Source organism: Novosphingobium sp. IK01, assembly GCF_033242265.1.
Taxonomy (GTDB): Bacteria; Pseudomonadota; Alphaproteobacteria; order Sphingomonadales; family Sphingomonadaceae; genus Novosphingobium; species Novosphingobium pituita.
In genome coordinates this window covers 18,064-33,399 of record NZ_BTFW01000004.1, presented here as the reverse complement: position 1 = coordinate 33,399, position 15,336 = coordinate 18,064, and the positions used below count along the sequence as shown (strand labels likewise).

Genomic DNA, 15,336 nt, shown 5'->3' with positions numbered 1-15,336 from the left:
ACTGCTCGGACAGAACATTGGTATCGAGAACGATCATTCGTCAAAACTCACCGGATTTGCCGGTGCGCGATCCCGTGCGCCCTCGATCACCGCAAGTTCCTCGTCGGTCATCGCCAGCGGCGCCCAAATCGCGGCGAGGGCTTCGCCCATGCGCAAGCGCCCCTCGGGTTTGACGGCAGCGGCAATCAGTTCGCGAACCTCTGCCTCGGCGCTGCGCCCGTGGCGCGCGGCGAGGGCCTTCAAGCCACGGTGAACGTCATCAGGAATGTTGCGAATGGTCAGTGCTGGCATTGGAGCGGCCTTTGCGATAGCATTGTGCAAATATGCTATCACTTCATGGCCTATCGTCAACTTAATCTGAGCTTTTTTGCATCAAGTTGACAGTCGCAAAATCGGCAAAATTTGTGCGCTGCACAATGGCGGAAAACTGCGGTGATCTGGCTCGCCGCGCGCAGGTGGTTGTCTGTCACCTAAAGAACCGTTTAGTTGACAAAGAGGAGAGGGCGCACACGTAACGGTACACACGAAATGAAGGGTAAGAGCTGGGACTGAGCGGACATTCATTCGGGCGGCTCTGTTGCAAACTCTGATGCGGTTGCCAAGGTTGGGCCCTTGGATTGGTAAGGTCAGTTGTGATGGACGATTTCAAAGGGCGGCATTTTACCGGCGAGGTCATCCTATGGGCGGTCCGCTGGTACTGCCGGTACGGCATCAGCTACCGCGATCTCGAGGAAATGCTGGCGGAACGTGGCATCGATGTCGATCACACGACCATCTATCGCTGGGTGCAGCGCTATGCGCCGGAGATGGAGAAGCGGTTGCGCTGGTTCTGGCGGCGAGGCTTTGATCCGAGCTGGCGTCTGGATGAGACCTACGTCAAGGTTCGGGGCAAATGGACCTACCTGTACCGGGCGGTCGACAAAAGGGGCGACACGATCGACTTCTTCCTCTCGTCGACCCGCAGCGCCAAAGCCGCGAAGCGCTTTCTGGGAAAGGCCCTTCGCGGGCTGAAGGGCTGGGAGAAACCAACGAAACTCAACACCGACAAGGCCCCCAGCTACGGCGTCGCAATCGCCGAGTTGAAACGAGAAGGGAAGCTCGCCCTGGAAACCGAACACCGGCAGGTAAAATACCTGAACAACGTGCTCGAGGCCGACCATGGCAAGCTCAAATTGTTGATCAAGCCCGTGCGTGGTTTCAAATCGATGCCGACAGCCTACGCCACGATCAAGGGCTTCGAGGTCATGCGCGCCCTGCGCAAAGGGCAAGCCCGGGCATGGTGCCTGCAGCCAGGGATCAGGGGAGAGGTGCGTCTGATCGAAAGAGCATTTGGCATTGGCCCCTCGGTCATGACCGAGGCCATGGACGTGCTCAATCAGCATTTTGCCAATGCTGCCTGATCCCCAGACGGGGTGACGCTGCCCGGCCGTCACCAATGTTTGCAACAGAGCCGGTCGCAAGGCCGAGCAGCGCCGCGTGCTCATCATCGTGATGCTCATCAATCTCGCGATGTTCGTGGTCGAGTTTGGCGGCGGCGTCGTCGCGCGTTCCTCTGCCTTGATGGCGGATTCGGTCGACATGTTCGGCGACGCGGTGGTCTATGCGCTCAGTCTCTATGCATTGCATCGGGGTGCGCGCTGGGAGGCGGGGGCAGCACTGGCGAAGGGTGGCATCATCCTGGCTTTCGGCGTCGCGGTCATTTTCGAGATCGCTGACAAGATTGCGAACGGCGTTCCTCCGGCATCGGGCTTGATGCTCGGGGTTGGCAGCGCCGCGCTGGTTGCGAACCTAATCTGCCTCGCGCTGCTCTGGCGCTTCCGTCGTGAGAATGTGAACATGTCGAGCACGTTCGAGTGCTCGCGCAATGATGTCGCGTCAAACGTCGGGGTTCTCGCGGCTGCCGGATTGGTCGGCCTGACCGGCTCGGCTTGGCCGGACATCATCGTCGGCGGGTTGATCGCCGTGATCTTCCTGCGCTCGGCATGGCGCGTGATTGGGGAAGCCTGGCCGGCATGGCGTGCCGCGAAGGCACCGGCTCGCGAGTTATTGCAATGACATGGAAACCTCTCCGTGGTAAGGGCGGGTTCGTGCGAGCCTTTTTGCCTCTCCTGACATGCCTGATGCTGGTCCTCACCAGCTTCTCCGGCATGGCTCATGCCGCCGATCTGGCGGGGGGAAGCATCGCGGGCGTCGAGTTCACAATCCATACCGATGGCGACATCGATCAAGTGCCATCGGATTCGGACAAGAATGTCCCGCATCATCACAATTATTGTCACGGACACGACGTCGGCGCGCCTGCGCGCACGACGATGGAATATACCCCCGTCCTCACAGTGCCCAAGCCGACAATCTCCGCCTCTGCGTCGCTCGACGGCCGCACCGGCATGGTCCATTTGAGGCCCCCCCAAGCCTGACGTCCGATTTGGGCGTGCGTTGGCGCGCCCCTGTCGATCATCGTCAGGAGTCCTATTTTCATGCATCGTATCCTCTCGGCCATGCTGGCCGCAGCGTCGTGCGCCACTATGGCGCAGGCGCAGGTCGGACCGTCCGCGCCTTTTGCGCAGGACGCGCCGGTCTACACGCTTGACCAAGCGGTCAGTGCAGCGGGCGGTTCGGCCCCTGCTGCCGAAGCGGCGACAGCCGCGGTCGATGCGGCCCGTGCGGGCCGCACGGTCGCCGGACTGCGGCCCAACCCGGTTGTCCAAGGCCAGGTTGAGAATGTCATCGGCTCGGGGCCGTATCGTGGGGTCCGCAGCGCGGAATCCACGGTCGGCTTTGCGATCCCGATCGAGCTAGGCGGCAAGCGCGGCGCCCGCGTCGCGGTCGCCAATGCGCAATTGTCCCGGGCCGAGATCCAGGCCGCGATCATCGCGGCAGATGTCCGGCTTCAGGTGACGCAGCTTTATGTCGAGGCGGTCGCGGCCGATCGCCGGGTTACAACAGCCCGCGACCAGGCCCGGATCGCCAGCGACGCGCTGCGGGCCGCGAGCGTTCGCGTGCAGGCGGGGCGGGCCTCCCCGCTCGAGCAACAGCGCGCAGATGTCGCGCGCATCAATGCCGACGCCAATGTGGAGCGGCAGCTTCGCTTGGCGGAGGCGGCGCGGGCCAATCTGGCGCGCCGGATCGGTCGACCGATTGACGGTGCGCTCGATGACACGCTGCTCGATCGCCTGCCGGGGGCGAACATTTATGGGCCGGTGGCACCGGTCGAGGCGACCGGCACGCTCGCGCTGGCGGCGGCGAACGCGGATTTCTCGATCGCGGAAGCGGGCGTGCGGCTTGCGCGCGCCAATCGCGTCCCTGACCTCAATGTCGGGCCTGCGATCCGCCGACTGGAAGCGACCAATGACATGGCGGCGGTGTTCACCGTGTCGATCCCGATCCCGGTGTTCAACAATGGTCGCGCGGCGATCGCGCAGGCGACCGCGCAGCGGACGCAGGCGGATGCACAACGTCGCGTGACCGCGCTCGACATCGAACAGGCGATCACGGACGCGCAGGCGCAGGCGGCCAATGCCGCAACGACGGCTCGTGCGGCGTCGGGGCCGGCGCTGGCGGCTGCACAGGAGGCGGCCCGCATCGCGCGGATCGGTTATCGCGAGGGCAAGTTCGGCCAGCTCGAATTGCTCGATGCGGAACGCACACTCGCCGAGACGCGGGTCGCCGCGATCGATGCGCTTGCCAAGTACCAGAATGCCCGCGCGCAAGTGGAGCGACTGACCGCTCGTGCGCCCAATGGGGGGAATCAGTGATGAAGAGCTTTTATCTCGCGGGCGCGGCGTCGCTCGCCCTGCTCTTGGCTGCCTGCGGCGGCAAGGATGGCGGAAACGAGGCAACTGCCGAAGGCGCAGCTGCCAATGAGACGGCAGCGGGCACGGAAAAGGGCGGTGCTGAAGGCGGTCATGCCGGTGAAGGCGTCGTCACATTGGGTGCCGACCAGATCGCCACAGCGGGCGTCCAGGTCGGACGGCCGATCATCGGCGGGGCCGGGACGATCGAGCTGCCCGCGATCATCGAGGGCGACCCACAGGGAACGCAGGTCGTCTCGGCCGCAATTGCGGGACGCGTGGTCGCGCTCACCCGTAACCTCGGCCAATCGGTCGGACGCGGCCAGACCATTGCGGTCATCGAAAGCCGCGAGGCGGCGCAGATCAAGGGCGAGGTCGAGGCGGCGCGGGCGCGGCTTCAGCTCGCTAATTCGAACCTCGCGCGCGAACAGCGGCTGTTCGCGCAGAGAGTCTCCCCTGAACAGGATCTGATCGCCGCCCGCACAGCGGCGACGGAGGCGCGGATCGCCCTGACGCAGGCGCAGAGCATGGTTTCGGCGGCGGGTGTCGGCGGCGGCGGGCTCAACCGGCTCGGCATTGCCGCGCCGATCTCGGGCCAGATCATTGCGCGCCCCGTGACGCTGGGACAAACGGTCGCGGCGGATGCCGAACTCTATCGCATCGCCAACCTGAGCCAGGTGTCGATCGCGCTTAATCTCAAGCCCGAGGATGCGGGCCGGGTGCGTCCCGGCAATACGGTGCTGGTGAAGGCGGCAGGCCGTCAGGCGACCGCCCGCGTGACCTTCGTGTCGCCGGCGCTTGATCCGCAGACGCGGCTCGTGCCTGCGCTCGCCACCCTCGACAATCGCGGTGGCGAATGGCGGGTCGGCGAGCCTGTGACGGCAGCCGTGCAGCTCACGGGCAGCGGCGGGAGCGGGGCGGTCCGCGTGCCGACGACGGCGGTCCAGAGTTTCGAGGGCAAGTCGGTCGTGTTCGTGCGCACGCCCACCGGCTTCAAGGCGACCCCGGTCCAGCTCGGCGATGCGTCGGGCGACACGGTGATCGTCCGGTCGGGCCTGACCGGCAACGAACAGATCGCCACCACCGGAAGTTTCACGCTCAAGGCCGAGATCGGCAAGGGCGAAGCGAGCCACGAGGATTAAGCCATGATCGCCCGTATCGTAACCTGGGCGGTCGAGAAGCGCTGGCTAGTCCTGCTCCTCACCGTCATCGTCGCCGCCATCGGCGCCTTTTCCCTCTACCGGCTACCGATCGACGCGGTGCCGGACATCACCAACAATCAGGTCCAGATCAACGTCCGCGCGCCTGCCCTCTCGCCCGAGCTGGTCGAGAAGCAGGTGTCGTTTCCAATCGAAACCGCGCTCGCCGGCACCCCCGGCCTGGAATATACGCGCTCGTTGAGCCGCAACGGCTTCGCGCAGATCACGGCGGTCTTTTCGGACGCGACGGACATCTATTTCGCCCGCCAGCAGGTGGGCGAGCGTCTGCGGGGCGTGCAAGAGAATCTGCCCGACGGCGTGAACCCTGAAATGGGTCCGATCGCGACAGGCCTGGGCGAGGTGTACATGTACACCGTTCGTCTCGATCATCGCGAGGACGACAAGCACAAGCCCGGTGAACCGGGCCAACAGCCCGATGGCAGCTACATCACGCCAGAGGGCGAGCGACTGACGACCGAAGAGGACAAGGCGACCTACCTGCGCACCGCGCAGGACTGGATCGTGACGCCGCTTCTGAAGACCACACCGGGCCTCGCCGGTGTCGACTCGATTGGCGGTTACGCCAAGCAGTTCCTCGTCGTGCCCGACGTGCAGAAGCTGGCCTCGCTCGGCATCACGCTGACGGACCTGGGAAATGCGCTGGAGCGCAATAACACCAGCGTCGGCGGTGGCTTCGTCAATCGCAATGGCGAAGGTCTGGCTGTTCGCTCGGATGCGCTCGTTCGCAATGCCAGCGAGTTGGCCAGGACCGTGATCGCGACACGTAACGGCGTGCCGATCACGGTCGAACAAGTTGCGACTGTGAAGACGGGTCAGGCGATCCGCATGGGTTCGGCATCGGAGAACGGTACCGAAGTCGTCGTCGGCACGGCGATCATGCGGATCGGCGAGAACAGCCGCATCGTGTCGACCGCGGTCGCTGAGAAACTGAAGACGATCAACGCTTCGCTGCCTCCTGACGTCGTAATTCAGCCGGTGCTGAACCGCACCGAGCTGGTCAATTCGACGATCAAGACGGTCGCGAAAAACCTGTCCGAAGGCGCGGTGCTGGTCATCGTCGTGCTCTTCCTGCTGCTCGGCAACTTCCGTGCGGCCCTGATCGCGGCGTTGGTCATCCCGATCACCATGATGCTGACAGGCTTTGGTATGCTGCGCGCTGGGGTCTCGGCCAATCTGATGAGCCTTGGGGCTTTGGACTTCGGTCTGATCGTCGACGGCGCCGTCATCATCGTTGAAAACGCGCTGAGGCGGCTTGCCGAACAACAGCATCATGAAGGTCGCTTGCTGACCGTCAAGGAACGGCTTGCGACCGTGGCAGCCGCCGCTCGCGAGATGATCCGCCCCTCGGTTTACGGGCAGGCAATCATCATCCTCGTCTACGTACCGCTGCTCACGCTGACCGGCGTGGAGGGTAAAACGTTCGGACCGATGGCGCTGACCGTCATCATCGCGCTCGCCTTCGCCTTCATCCTCTCTCTCACCTTCGTGCCGGCGATGATTGCGATCTGGCTGTCGAAGAAGGTCGAGGAGAAGGACGGCCGCATCATCACGTGGCTGAAGAAGCGCTACGAACCCGGTCTCGACCGGGCCATGAAGCGCCCGACGCTGACGATCGGGGCGGGTGTCGCGAGCCTTGTGGTGGCGGCGCTTGCCTTCACCACGCTCGGCTCGGTGTTCCTGCCGCAGCTCGATGAAGGCAATCTGCTCATCCAGTCGCTCCGCATCCCGGCAACGTCGGTCCAGCAGAGTCAGGCGATGCAGGTGCCGATCGAGCAGATGATGTCGAAGCAGCCGGAGGTGGCGTTCGTCTATTCCAAGACGGGCACCGCCGAGCTGGCGGCCGACCCGATGCCGCCGAACGCGACCGACATGTTCGTCATCCTGAAGCCGCGGAAGGACTGGCCGAACCCCGACCTTCCCAAGGAGGAGCTGGTAAGTCGGATAGAGGGTAATCTCGCGAAGTTCCCGGGCAATGCCTATGAGATCACCCAGCCCATCCAGATGCGCTTCAACGAGCTGATCGCCGGCGTTCGCGGCGACATCGCGGTGAAGGTGTTCGGCGATGACTTCACACAAATGAACCGGACGGCCGAGCAGGTTGCTGCGGTGCTGCGCAAGACGCAGGGCGCAGCGGACGTGAAGGTCGAGCAAACGACGGGCCTGCCCATGCTCGACATTCGCGTCAATCGCGACGCAATGGCACGTTTGGGGGTCACTGCCCAAGATGTGCAGGACATTGTCACCGCGACAATCGGCGGGCGCACCTCGGGCCAGATCTTCGAGGGCGATCGGCGCTTTCCGGTCGTGATACGGCTCTCTGAAGCGCAACGGGCGGACATCGGCCTTCTCGAACAGGTGCAGGTGCCGTTGGCGGGGGGTGGCTATGTGCCGCTTTCCAGCGTCGCCGACATCAAGGTCATCGATGGCCCCAACCAGATCAGCCGCGAGAACGGGAAGCGGCGTGTGGTGGTGCAAGCCAACGTGCGTGGCCGCGACGTTGGATCGGTGGTTGCGGATGCGCAGGCAACGATCGCCAGCCAGGTTCGGCTGCCTGCCGGCACCTATCTCGAATGGGGCGGCCAATTTGAAAACCTGCAATCGGCGAGCGAACGGCTTAAGCTAGTCATTCCGGCCTGCTTCATCCTGATCCTGTTCCTGCTCTATGGCGCATTGGAATCGGTCCGCGATGCCGCGATCGTCTTCACCGGCGTGCCCTTCGCGCTGGTGGGCGGCGTCCTGCTGCTCTTCTTGCGAGGCATGGACTTTTCAATCTCGGCAGCGGTGGGCTTCATCGCCTTGTCGGGTATCGCGGTCCTCAACGGCCTCGTGATGGTCAGCTCGATCCAGGATTTGATCCGGTCGGGGTTATCGCGCGAAGAGGCGGCCCATGTCGGCGCAATGCAGCGCCTGCGGCCCGTCGTCATGACCGCGCTCGTCGCAAGCCTCGGCTTCGTGCCGATGGCGCTTGGCGAGGGCGCGGGTGCGGAGGTACAGAAGCCCTTGGCGACCGTCGTCATCGGCGGCCTGGTCTCGGCGACGCTGCTGACGCTGTTCGTGCTGCCGACGCTTTATGCCCGGTTCGGGCAGAAAATGATCAAGAAGCTCGATCACGACAATGAGAAGCATGAAGGGGATGACCACGGTCAGACCTTCGTGAGCAACTTGGCCTAATGGATGAGCGGGGCGATCCGCGATCGCCCCGCTCATCTCTGGGAGATGGGGATATGCCTCGCACCATAACCAGCTCAATGCTTCACGGCGGGCCACTGTGGATCTGGTCGGCGATCACCGATCCGGATCATCGTCGGGCTTGGAGTCCGCTCGTATTACTCGACGACCCGTGCCAGCTTAGCACGACGGAATGTACCTTCGCGATCCAGGGCATCGCCGGGCCAATTCGGACGCCGGCCCGGGTCGATCAATTCGATAAGCCGCACGCCTTCGCTTGGTCCTGCGGCATCCCTTATCTGTTCACGCTCGAAGAGCGGTACGAGCTGGCCGGGAACGATGGTGGCACCAGGCTAACACATAACTGCACGCTGCGCGGGGCCATGTCTCTGCCGTTCGCGGCGATGATGTTGCGTCGCCTGCGGTCCCTGATGATCGAGGCTGACGATCGCCTCGCAACCTATCTGCGCTGGCGGGTGGGTCAGCCTGCCCGTGGGATTAATCGTCAGCGCGACCCCTCCCGCTACAGGAGGAAGGCGCGATGATGCCGTTGAAGCGGGTACTGCCCGACCACGGAGCAGCAAATCCATTCGTCCGACAGCGCCGTGGCGGCCGGGGAAATGGGGCGCCATCCCTATCGCTGTTCCGACGGGGAACCGCTGTTCGTCGACTACAAGGACAACGGCCTGCAGATCGATTTGCGGCGCTCCAGCAGCGCCGTGCCCATGACGCTGACCGCGCCAGCGCAGGGCCTCCAATATGTCGGCGAGACAGCCACCGCGACCTTCAAGGGGTCGCAGCTCACCGTCGTGGAAGGCGAGGGCCGCACCCGAATCTGCGAACGGGAGGGCACCCGATGAACCGTCCTGTCTTCCGACACGTCGCACTGGAACGGGAGAGAAACGATGTCTGACACGTCGATCTCGAATGTGATGGCCATTCGGGCCGAAGTGATCGCGCGAAGCCGCGCCTTGCGCGAGGCGCAGCCGACGGCACCGCCCGGCGTGACGCCGACCGCTCCGGCGTCGAACTTCGCCGATACCCTCAATGCCGTGGTCGCGAAGGTCAACGAGACCCAGGAGCAGGAGGATGTCGTCACCGAAGCATATGAGCGTGGCGAAACCACCGACATTGCAACCGTCGCGCTCATCCAGAGTCGCGCATCCATTACTTTCGAGGCGACCCTGCAAGTCCGGAACAAGCTGCTGTCCGCTTATCGGGACATCATGAACATGCCGATCGGATGACGATCGCTAAGAGATTTAGGGCGTAATTGATATGATTGTCGGCGCGAGGCCACGTTTTAGGCAGATCATTATCGAGGTTTGGAAGCCTCTCACGATCCTGTTCGTGTGGGACGTGGCGGTGACGGCATTCCACATGATGACCCCGATCAAGGAACCGCCTTTGCCGACGGCGCTGTTCGGCACTGCCATCGCGCTCTTCATGGGGTTTCGGACCAACGCAGCTTATGCGCGCTGGTGGGAAGCGCGAACCCTTTGGGGCGCGCTCATCAATGCGTCGCGCAGCCTGGCCAGGATCACACGCAGCCTGACCAAGGGGGAACCCGAGGGCAGTGAGACGCGGCACAACATCATCCTGCGGCAGATCGCCTTCGCGCACTCGATGCGCTGCCAGCTTCGCCGACAGTCGCCCTATGAAGACATTGCCCGGATCGCCGGAACGGACGTCGCCGATATGGCGGTCGCTCGCCTGAACCCTGCCAACGCGCTCTTGGAGGACATATCGGGCAATTACGCCGACGCGCTCGCGGAAGGTCGGATCACCGAGATCCAGCAGGCAACTGTAGAGCGCGTCCTGATCGACATCGCCAATGCGCAGGGTGGCATGGAGCGGATCAAGAACACGCCGCTGCCCAATGGCTTTCGGTTCTTCCCGAACCTCTTCACGCGCGTGTTCTGCGTGCTGCTTCCGATCGCGCTGGTCGAATCCCTGGGCCTTGCCACGCCGATCGGATCGACGCTGATCGGACTCGTCTTCCTCGCGGTGCTGAGCATCGGCGAGGATCTGACCGATCCGTTCGCCAATAGCGTCCACGATGTCCCGCTCACGGCCATGTGCCGCACGATCGAGATCGACCTTCTTCAGACGGCGGGACTACCGGCCCCTGAGCCGCTGACGCCCGATCACGGCGTGCTGTGGTGAGGGCGGTGCGCGCCTTGCGGCACCTGCCTGGCCTGACAGCCGCGCGCATCGGCGCCGTTCTGTTCGCGGGTATGGTCGTAGGGGCGTGCACCCCCGCTCCAAGCCAACCGGCCGAGCCGGCGCATGAAAAGCATCTGACGCCTCGATTGATCGCGCAGCGCATCATGTATTGCGACGATGGATCGCGCGCCGATGTCGACTTCATCGACGACGGCCTGAAGATGGCTGTCACCTGGCTGCCCAAGGGCAGAACCGAGATCCTGCACGCGCAACGGACCGGCGAAGAATTTCGCGGCGACCAGTCGCGGGCAGTCGTGGCGGGCGGGTCGATCGCCTTCACGCAGCGCGGGAAGATCCGCGTCTGTCATCGAACACCGGAGGAATCATAGGATATGCAGGCATTGCTCTACACGCTTGCGCCTGTGTTGGCGGTCGTGCTCGGCGCGATCATCGCGAGCCGCACCAAGTTAAATCCTGGCCTCGTGGCGGGGCTACAGCATCTTGCTGCCGGCGTCGTGTTCGCGGCGGCAGCGACTGAAATCCTGCCGCAGGTCAAGCATGAGGCTTCGCCCAGCGCGACGTTGATCGGCGGGGCGGCGGGCGTCGTAACGATGCTGGGTCTCAAGGCTTTCGAGGCCCGCTTCAAGGGGCCGATGGCGCTGCTCGCCGCGATCGGCATCGACATCCTGGTCGATGGCCTGGTGCTCGGCCTTGCGTTCGTCGCGGGCGAGAAGGCGGGATTTCTGCTGACGATCGCGCTGACACTCGAAGTGCTCTTCCTGGGTCTGACACTGACCAACGAGCTGGCGGAAACCTATCGCTCGCGCCTGCGCATCATCGTGATCGTCTCGGCCTTGGCGCTGCTGCTGCCGATCGGCGCGCTCGCTGCCGTTCCTGTCGCCACGCTCTCGCCGGTAATGGTCGCTGGCTTCCTGAGCTTTGGGCTGATGGCGCTGCTCTACCTCGTCACGGAAGAGCTGCTGGTTGAGGCGCACGAGAAGCCTGACACCCCGCTCATCAGCTCGATGTTCTTCGTAGGGTTCCTTGCCCTGCTAACGCTCGAGGAGATCATGGGATGATCCCGAGCAACGACAACAATGGCGGCGAAGAGCGTCGCACCCTCTGGATCGTCCTGCTGCTGAACGCGGCAATCGCGGCGGGCTTCTTCGTCTCAGGATTTTTCGCGGATTCGAGCGCCCTGATCGCCAACGGTGTCGACAATCTGTCCGATACGGCTGTGTATGCGCTGAGCCTTGTGGCGCTAACCCGGGGCCAGACGTGGAAGACACGCGCTGCGGTCGCTTCGGGCGTCATGCTGCTGATCTTCGCGGGCGGTATCCTGATCGACGTTGGCCGGCGCTACCTTCAGGGCAGCGAGCCGATCGGACCGACCATGATGGTCATGTCGGCGATCGCCGGCGTCGTAAACTACCTCTGCCTGCGGCTGCTCCAGCGGCTCAAGGATCCGGACGTTAACCTACGGGCCGCCACCACCTTCAGCTTCAATGACTTCATTTCCAATGGCGGCATCCTGATCGCGGGCGTGCTGGTGCTGTGGCTGGGCACCAACTGGCCGGACCTTCTGGTCGGCTTCGCTACCGCCATCATCGCCATCAAGGGCGGTGTCGAAATCCTGCGCGACGCGCGCGCCGAAACCAAGAAAAGCGAAAGGAGGTCGTCATGAACGACAAGCTCGAACTCGATATTCCAGTATTGTTGCCGGACCTTCCTGACGCGGCCGACGCTTGCCTGGACCGTCTCGTATCAACCCTGTCAAAGCGCGAAGGCGTCGAGCGGGCGCATGTGATCTGCCTCGATGGCGACACGCCGGCGGCCCTGTGCATCCATTTCGACGCCGCCAAGCTACCGCTGCCGCGATTGCGTGAAATGGTGCGGGCCGCAGGTGCCGAAATCACTGAACGCTACGGTCATGCGATCTGGCAGGTGACAGGGATCAGTCACGAACGGCGGGCGCGCACGGTCAGCGATGCGCTATGCGCGTTGCCCGGGGTGGTACAGGCAAGCGCCAGCACCAGCGGGTCGGTCCGGGTCGAATATGATCGCCGAGAGACCACAGAAGAGGAAGTGCGCGCTGCTCTTCGCAAGCTGAAGGTGAGGGTTGGCAAGCGGGTCGCCGCCGATGACCATGCCGGCCACGACCACGGCCCCGGGGGCCACGACGCGGGCGAAGAGAAGCACGGCCCCGGCGATGGTCACGACCATAGCCACGCCGAATTTCTCGGCCCCAATACCGAGCTGATCTTCGCGCTTGCCTGCGGCGCGCTGCTGGGGATCGGCTATGCGATCGAAAGGCTGGTTGCCGGCGCACCGGAGTGGCTGCCCACGGCCTGCTATGTCGCAGCCTATTTCTTCGGCGGGTTCTTCACGCTGCGCGAGGCGATCGACAACCTTCGGATGAAGAAGTTCGAGATCGACACGCTGATGTTGGTTGCTGCCGCCGGCGCCGCTGCGCTGGGCGCATGGGCCGAAGGCGCGCTGCTGCTGTTCCTGTTCAGCCTTGGCCATGCGCTTGAGCATTACGCGATGGGACGCGCCAAGAAGGCGATCGAGGCACTGGCGAAGCTCGCCCCGGAAACCGCGACCGTGCGCCGCAACGGGGAGACCAGCGAAATCCCGGTCGAACAGATGGTCGTCGGCGATATCGCCATCGTGCGCCCGAATGAGCGCCTGCCTGCCGACGGCTTCATCATCAAGGGCGCAAGCGCGATCAATCAGGCCCCGGTGACGGGTGAAAGCATTCCGGTCGACAAGGTGCCGGTCGCGGACGCTGCGGCGGCACGCGCCAAGCCCGACGCGGTGGACGCGGAAAGCCGGGTCTTTGCCGGTACGATCAACGGCGGCGGTGCGATCGAGATCGAGGTGACGCGCCGTTCCAATGAAAGCGCGCTTGCCAAGGTCGTCAAGATGGTGAGCGAAGCGGAGACGCAAAAGTCGCCGACGCAGCGCTTCACCGACCGGTTCGAGCGGATCTTCGTGCCCGCCGTCCTGATCCTGTCGGTGCTTCTCCTGTTCGCTTGGGTCGTCGTCGACGAGCCGTTCCGCGACAGCTTCTACCGCGCGATGGCGGTGCTGGTGGCGGCAAGCCCCTGCGCGCTTGCGATCGCCACGCCGAGCGCGGTGCTATCGGGCGTCGCCCGCGCAGCGCGCGGCGGCGTGCTGGTGAAGGGCGGTGCGCCGCTCGAAAATCTAGGGTCGCTGAAGGCGATCGCCTTCGACAAGACGGGCACGCTGACCGAAGGTCGGCCGCGCATCACTGATGTCGTGCCGGTCGATGGCGCCGATGAAGGCGAGCTGCTGGCGCTGGCCGTGGCTGTCGAGGCGCTGAGCGATCATCCGCTGGCCCAAGCGATCGTCAAGGACGGTCGCGAACGTCTGGATGGGCGCGCCTTGCCCACTGCCGGCGATCTCAAGAGCCTGACCGGTCGCGGCGTCACCGCAAGCGTCGATGGCGAGACGGTGTGGATCGGCAAGGCCGAGATGTTCGGAAGTGAGGGCATTCCGGCGCTGGGGCAGGGAGCGCAGGACGCGATAGCGAAACTGCGCGAGAACGGGCGCACGACGATGGTGGTCCGCAAGGGGGATCGCGACCTGGGCGCGATCGGCCTGATGGATACGCCTCGCGAAGCGGCAAAAACCGCGCTGCGCCGGCTGCACGAGATGGGCGTATCGCGGATGATTATGATCTCCGGCGACCACCAGAAAGTCGCCGAAGCGATCGCCAACGATGTCGGGATCGACGAGGCGTGGGGCGACCTCATGCCCGAAGACAAGGTTGCGGCGATCAAGAAACTCGCCGGCGAAGACAAGGTCGCAATGGTGGGTGACGGCGTGAACGATGCCCCGGCGATGGCAAGCGCCACGGTCGGCATCGCGATGGGCGCGGCGGGGTCGGACGTTGCGCTGGAGACAGCCGACGTCGCCCTGATGGCTGACGATCTGGCGCACTTGCCATTCGCGGTGGGCCTAAGCCGGCATACGCGTGGAATTATCCGGCAGAACGTCTTCGTCAGCCTGGGTGTCGTCGCCTTCCTCGTTCCTGCCACCATCCTTGGCCTCGGTATTGGGCCAGCGGTGGCGGTTCATGAAGGATCAACGCTGCTTGTTGTCATCAATGCGCTCAGGCTGCTCGCCTACCGCGATCCGGCGGGGAAGGCGGCATGAAGTGGATGATCGCCTTCGACCTCGACGGCACGCTTGCCGAGAGCAAGCGGCCGCTATCGGAAGATATGGCCGCAACCCTCGCCCGATTGCTCGCCGTCACGGATGTGGCGGTGATCTCGGGCGGGGACTGGCCGCAGTTCGAAAAGCAGGTCGCCTCGCGTCTTCCTGCCGGCGCCGCGCTTGACCGTCTCTGGTTGATGCCGACCACAGGCACAAAACTCTATCGGTTCATCAATGGCGCTTGGCGCGCAGTCTATGCCGAGCTGTTCGACGATGCAGAGAAGGCGACGATCCGCGCGGCCTTCGATCAGGCCCTGACCGATGCCGGCCTCGCCGACGAACGTATCTGGGGCGAACGGATTGAGGACCGGGGCAGCCAGATTACCTTTTCGGGGCTGGGGCAGGCAGCGCCGCTAAAGGAAAAGGAAGCGTGGGATCCTGACCGAAAGAAGAGGACCGCGTTGCAGGCCACGTTGCGCGCGACGCTGCCGGACCTCTCGATCAATCTAGGTGGCACGACATCGATCGACGTGACCAGGGCAGGGGTGGACAAGGGCTATGGCCTGAAGCGCTTGAGTGCTGAAAGCGGCGTCCCGCTCGACGGGATGCTGTTCATCGGCGATGCGATCTTCCCCGGTGGGAATGACTATCCCGCCGCTGAAATTGGCCTCGATACGGTGAGAGTGCGCGACGTTGCGGAAACCACCGCCGTCGTGACTGCCATCATCGCATGTCTGCACCGGTAGGGATCGCCGATGTTCGCGATCCCCGCCTTGGGCCTGAACGTCTGTGGGACTCTCGGCCCGACC

At 64.1% G+C, this 15,336-nt stretch carries 16 protein-coding genes; 15 read left to right on the top strand and 1 reads right to left on the bottom strand.

The genetic code is table 11. The features are described from left to right. Positions 1-33: 33 nt before the first annotated feature. The gene (locus SBI20_RS17400; RefSeq protein ID WP_317976300.1) at positions 34-291 is read right to left on the bottom strand and encodes a FitA-like ribbon-helix-helix domain-containing protein; all 258 of its coding nucleotides are present in this window, start codon (positions 289-291) and stop codon (positions 34-36) included. A gap of 344 nt (positions 292-635) precedes the next feature. Here SBI20_RS17400 and SBI20_RS17395 point away from each other — a divergent pair, with 344 nt between their 5' ends. The 15 genes from SBI20_RS17395 to SBI20_RS17325 all read left to right on the top strand — a co-directional run bounded on the left by SBI20_RS17395 (position 636) and on the right by SBI20_RS17325 (position 15,273). Further along, positions 636-1,400 (top strand): IS6 family transposase, encoded by a 765-nt coding sequence (locus SBI20_RS17395; RefSeq protein ID WP_063142267.1) that lies wholly within the window; start codon positions 636-638, stop codon positions 1,398-1,400. Between the two features lie 91 nt (positions 1,401-1,491). After that, positions 1,492-2,055 carry a cation transporter gene (locus SBI20_RS17390; RefSeq protein WP_317976316.1) on the top strand — a complete coding sequence of 188 codons (564 nt, stop codon included), beginning with the start codon at positions 1,492-1,494 and terminating at the stop codon, positions 2,053-2,055. A gap of 65 nt (positions 2,056-2,120) precedes the next feature. Further along, on the top strand, positions 2,121-2,417 hold the full coding sequence (locus SBI20_RS17385; RefSeq protein WP_019368268.1) for a hypothetical protein: 297 nt from the start codon (positions 2,121-2,123) through the stop codon (positions 2,415-2,417). A gap of 60 nt (positions 2,418-2,477) precedes the next feature. Beyond that, a complete protein-coding gene (locus tag SBI20_RS17380) occupies positions 2,478-3,755 on the top strand; it encodes a TolC family protein (RefSeq protein WP_026008904.1) in 1,278 nt (425 codons plus the stop codon). Then, positions 3,755-4,933, top strand: coding sequence for an efflux RND transporter periplasmic adaptor subunit (locus SBI20_RS17375; protein WP_004212877.1), 1,179 nt, complete (start codon positions 3,755-3,757; stop codon positions 4,931-4,933). The genes SBI20_RS17380 and SBI20_RS17375 overlap by 1 nt, the downstream gene beginning before the upstream one ends. Before the next feature lie 3 nt (positions 4,934-4,936). Continuing rightward, positions 4,937-8,182 carry an efflux RND transporter permease subunit gene (locus tag SBI20_RS17370; RefSeq protein WP_317976299.1) on the top strand — a complete coding sequence of 1,082 codons (3,246 nt, stop codon included), beginning with the start codon at positions 4,937-4,939 and terminating at the stop codon, positions 8,180-8,182. 53 nt (positions 8,183-8,235) lie between these two features. Beyond that, positions 8,236-8,724, top strand: a complete 489-nt coding sequence (locus SBI20_RS17365; RefSeq protein WP_018076103.1) for an SRPBCC family protein — start codon at positions 8,236-8,238, stop codon at positions 8,722-8,724. Between the two features lie 75 nt (positions 8,725-8,799). Then, on the top strand, positions 8,800-9,039 hold the full coding sequence (locus SBI20_RS17360) for a hypothetical protein (RefSeq protein WP_152997738.1): 240 nt from the start codon (positions 8,800-8,802) through the stop codon (positions 9,037-9,039). Between the two features lie 45 nt (positions 9,040-9,084). Then, positions 9,085-9,426, top strand: coding sequence for a flagellar hook-basal body complex protein FliE (gene fliE / locus SBI20_RS17355; protein ID WP_019368193.1), 342 nt, complete (start codon positions 9,085-9,087; stop codon positions 9,424-9,426). A gap of 31 nt (positions 9,427-9,457) precedes the next feature. Further along, entirely contained in the window at positions 9,458-10,345 is an 888-nt protein-coding gene (locus tag SBI20_RS17350) for a bestrophin family protein (protein ID WP_019368194.1), read from the top strand. After that, entirely contained in the window at positions 10,342-10,734 is a 393-nt protein-coding gene (locus tag SBI20_RS17345) for a hypothetical protein (protein ID WP_037512946.1), read from the top strand. The genes SBI20_RS17350 and SBI20_RS17345 overlap by 4 nt, the downstream gene beginning before the upstream one ends. 3 nt (positions 10,735-10,737) lie before the next feature. Continuing rightward, a complete protein-coding gene (locus SBI20_RS17340) occupies positions 10,738-11,424 on the top strand; it encodes a ZIP family metal transporter (protein WP_018251225.1) in 687 nt (228 codons plus the stop codon). Next, positions 11,421-12,029, top strand: coding sequence for a cation transporter (locus SBI20_RS17335; protein WP_019368196.1), 609 nt, complete (start codon positions 11,421-11,423; stop codon positions 12,027-12,029). The genes SBI20_RS17340 and SBI20_RS17335 overlap by 4 nt, the downstream gene beginning before the upstream one ends. Next, a complete protein-coding gene (locus tag SBI20_RS17330) occupies positions 12,026-14,527 on the top strand; it encodes a heavy metal translocating P-type ATPase (protein ID WP_019368197.1) in 2,502 nt (833 codons plus the stop codon). Before SBI20_RS17335 ends, SBI20_RS17330 begins: the two co-directional genes overlap by 4 nt. Next, entirely contained in the window at positions 14,524-15,273 is a 750-nt protein-coding gene (locus SBI20_RS17325; protein ID WP_019368198.1) for an HAD-IIB family hydrolase, read from the top strand. The genes SBI20_RS17330 and SBI20_RS17325 overlap by 4 nt, the downstream gene beginning before the upstream one ends. Positions 15,274-15,336 lie beyond the last annotated feature (63 nt).

Bases quoted from the DNA above. Each gene is read 5' to 3' on its own strand.
- SBI20_RS17400 (WP_317976300.1), bottom strand. From the start codon at position 291: ATGCCAGCACTGACCATTCGCAACATTCCTGATGACGTTCACCGTGGC.
- SBI20_RS17395 (WP_063142267.1), top strand. From the start codon at position 636: ATGGACGATTTCAAAGGGCGGCATTTTACCGGCGAGGTCATCCTATGG.
- SBI20_RS17390 (WP_317976316.1), top strand. From the start codon at position 1,492: ATGCTCATCAATCTCGCGATGTTCGTGGTCGAGTTTGGCGGCGGCGTC.
- SBI20_RS17385 (WP_019368268.1), top strand. From the start codon at position 2,121: ATGCTGGTCCTCACCAGCTTCTCCGGCATGGCTCATGCCGCCGATCTG.
- SBI20_RS17380 (WP_026008904.1), top strand. From the start codon at position 2,478: ATGCATCGTATCCTCTCGGCCATGCTGGCCGCAGCGTCGTGCGCCACT.
- SBI20_RS17375 (WP_004212877.1), top strand. From the start codon at position 3,755: ATGAAGAGCTTTTATCTCGCGGGCGCGGCGTCGCTCGCCCTGCTCTTG.
- SBI20_RS17370 (WP_317976299.1), top strand. From the start codon at position 4,937: ATGATCGCCCGTATCGTAACCTGGGCGGTCGAGAAGCGCTGGCTAGTC.
- SBI20_RS17365 (WP_018076103.1), top strand. From the start codon at position 8,236: ATGCCTCGCACCATAACCAGCTCAATGCTTCACGGCGGGCCACTGTGG.
- SBI20_RS17360 (WP_152997738.1), top strand. From the start codon at position 8,800: ATGGGGCGCCATCCCTATCGCTGTTCCGACGGGGAACCGCTGTTCGTC.
- fliE (WP_019368193.1), top strand. From the start codon at position 9,085: ATGTCTGACACGTCGATCTCGAATGTGATGGCCATTCGGGCCGAAGTG.
- SBI20_RS17350 (WP_019368194.1), top strand. From the start codon at position 9,458: ATGATTGTCGGCGCGAGGCCACGTTTTAGGCAGATCATTATCGAGGTT.
- SBI20_RS17340 (WP_018251225.1), top strand. From the start codon at position 10,738: ATGCAGGCATTGCTCTACACGCTTGCGCCTGTGTTGGCGGTCGTGCTC.
- SBI20_RS17335 (WP_019368196.1), top strand. From the start codon at position 11,421: ATGATCCCGAGCAACGACAACAATGGCGGCGAAGAGCGTCGCACCCTC.
- SBI20_RS17330 (WP_019368197.1), top strand. From the start codon at position 12,026: ATGAACGACAAGCTCGAACTCGATATTCCAGTATTGTTGCCGGACCTT.
- SBI20_RS17325 (WP_019368198.1), top strand. From the start codon at position 14,524: ATGAAGTGGATGATCGCCTTCGACCTCGACGGCACGCTTGCCGAGAGC.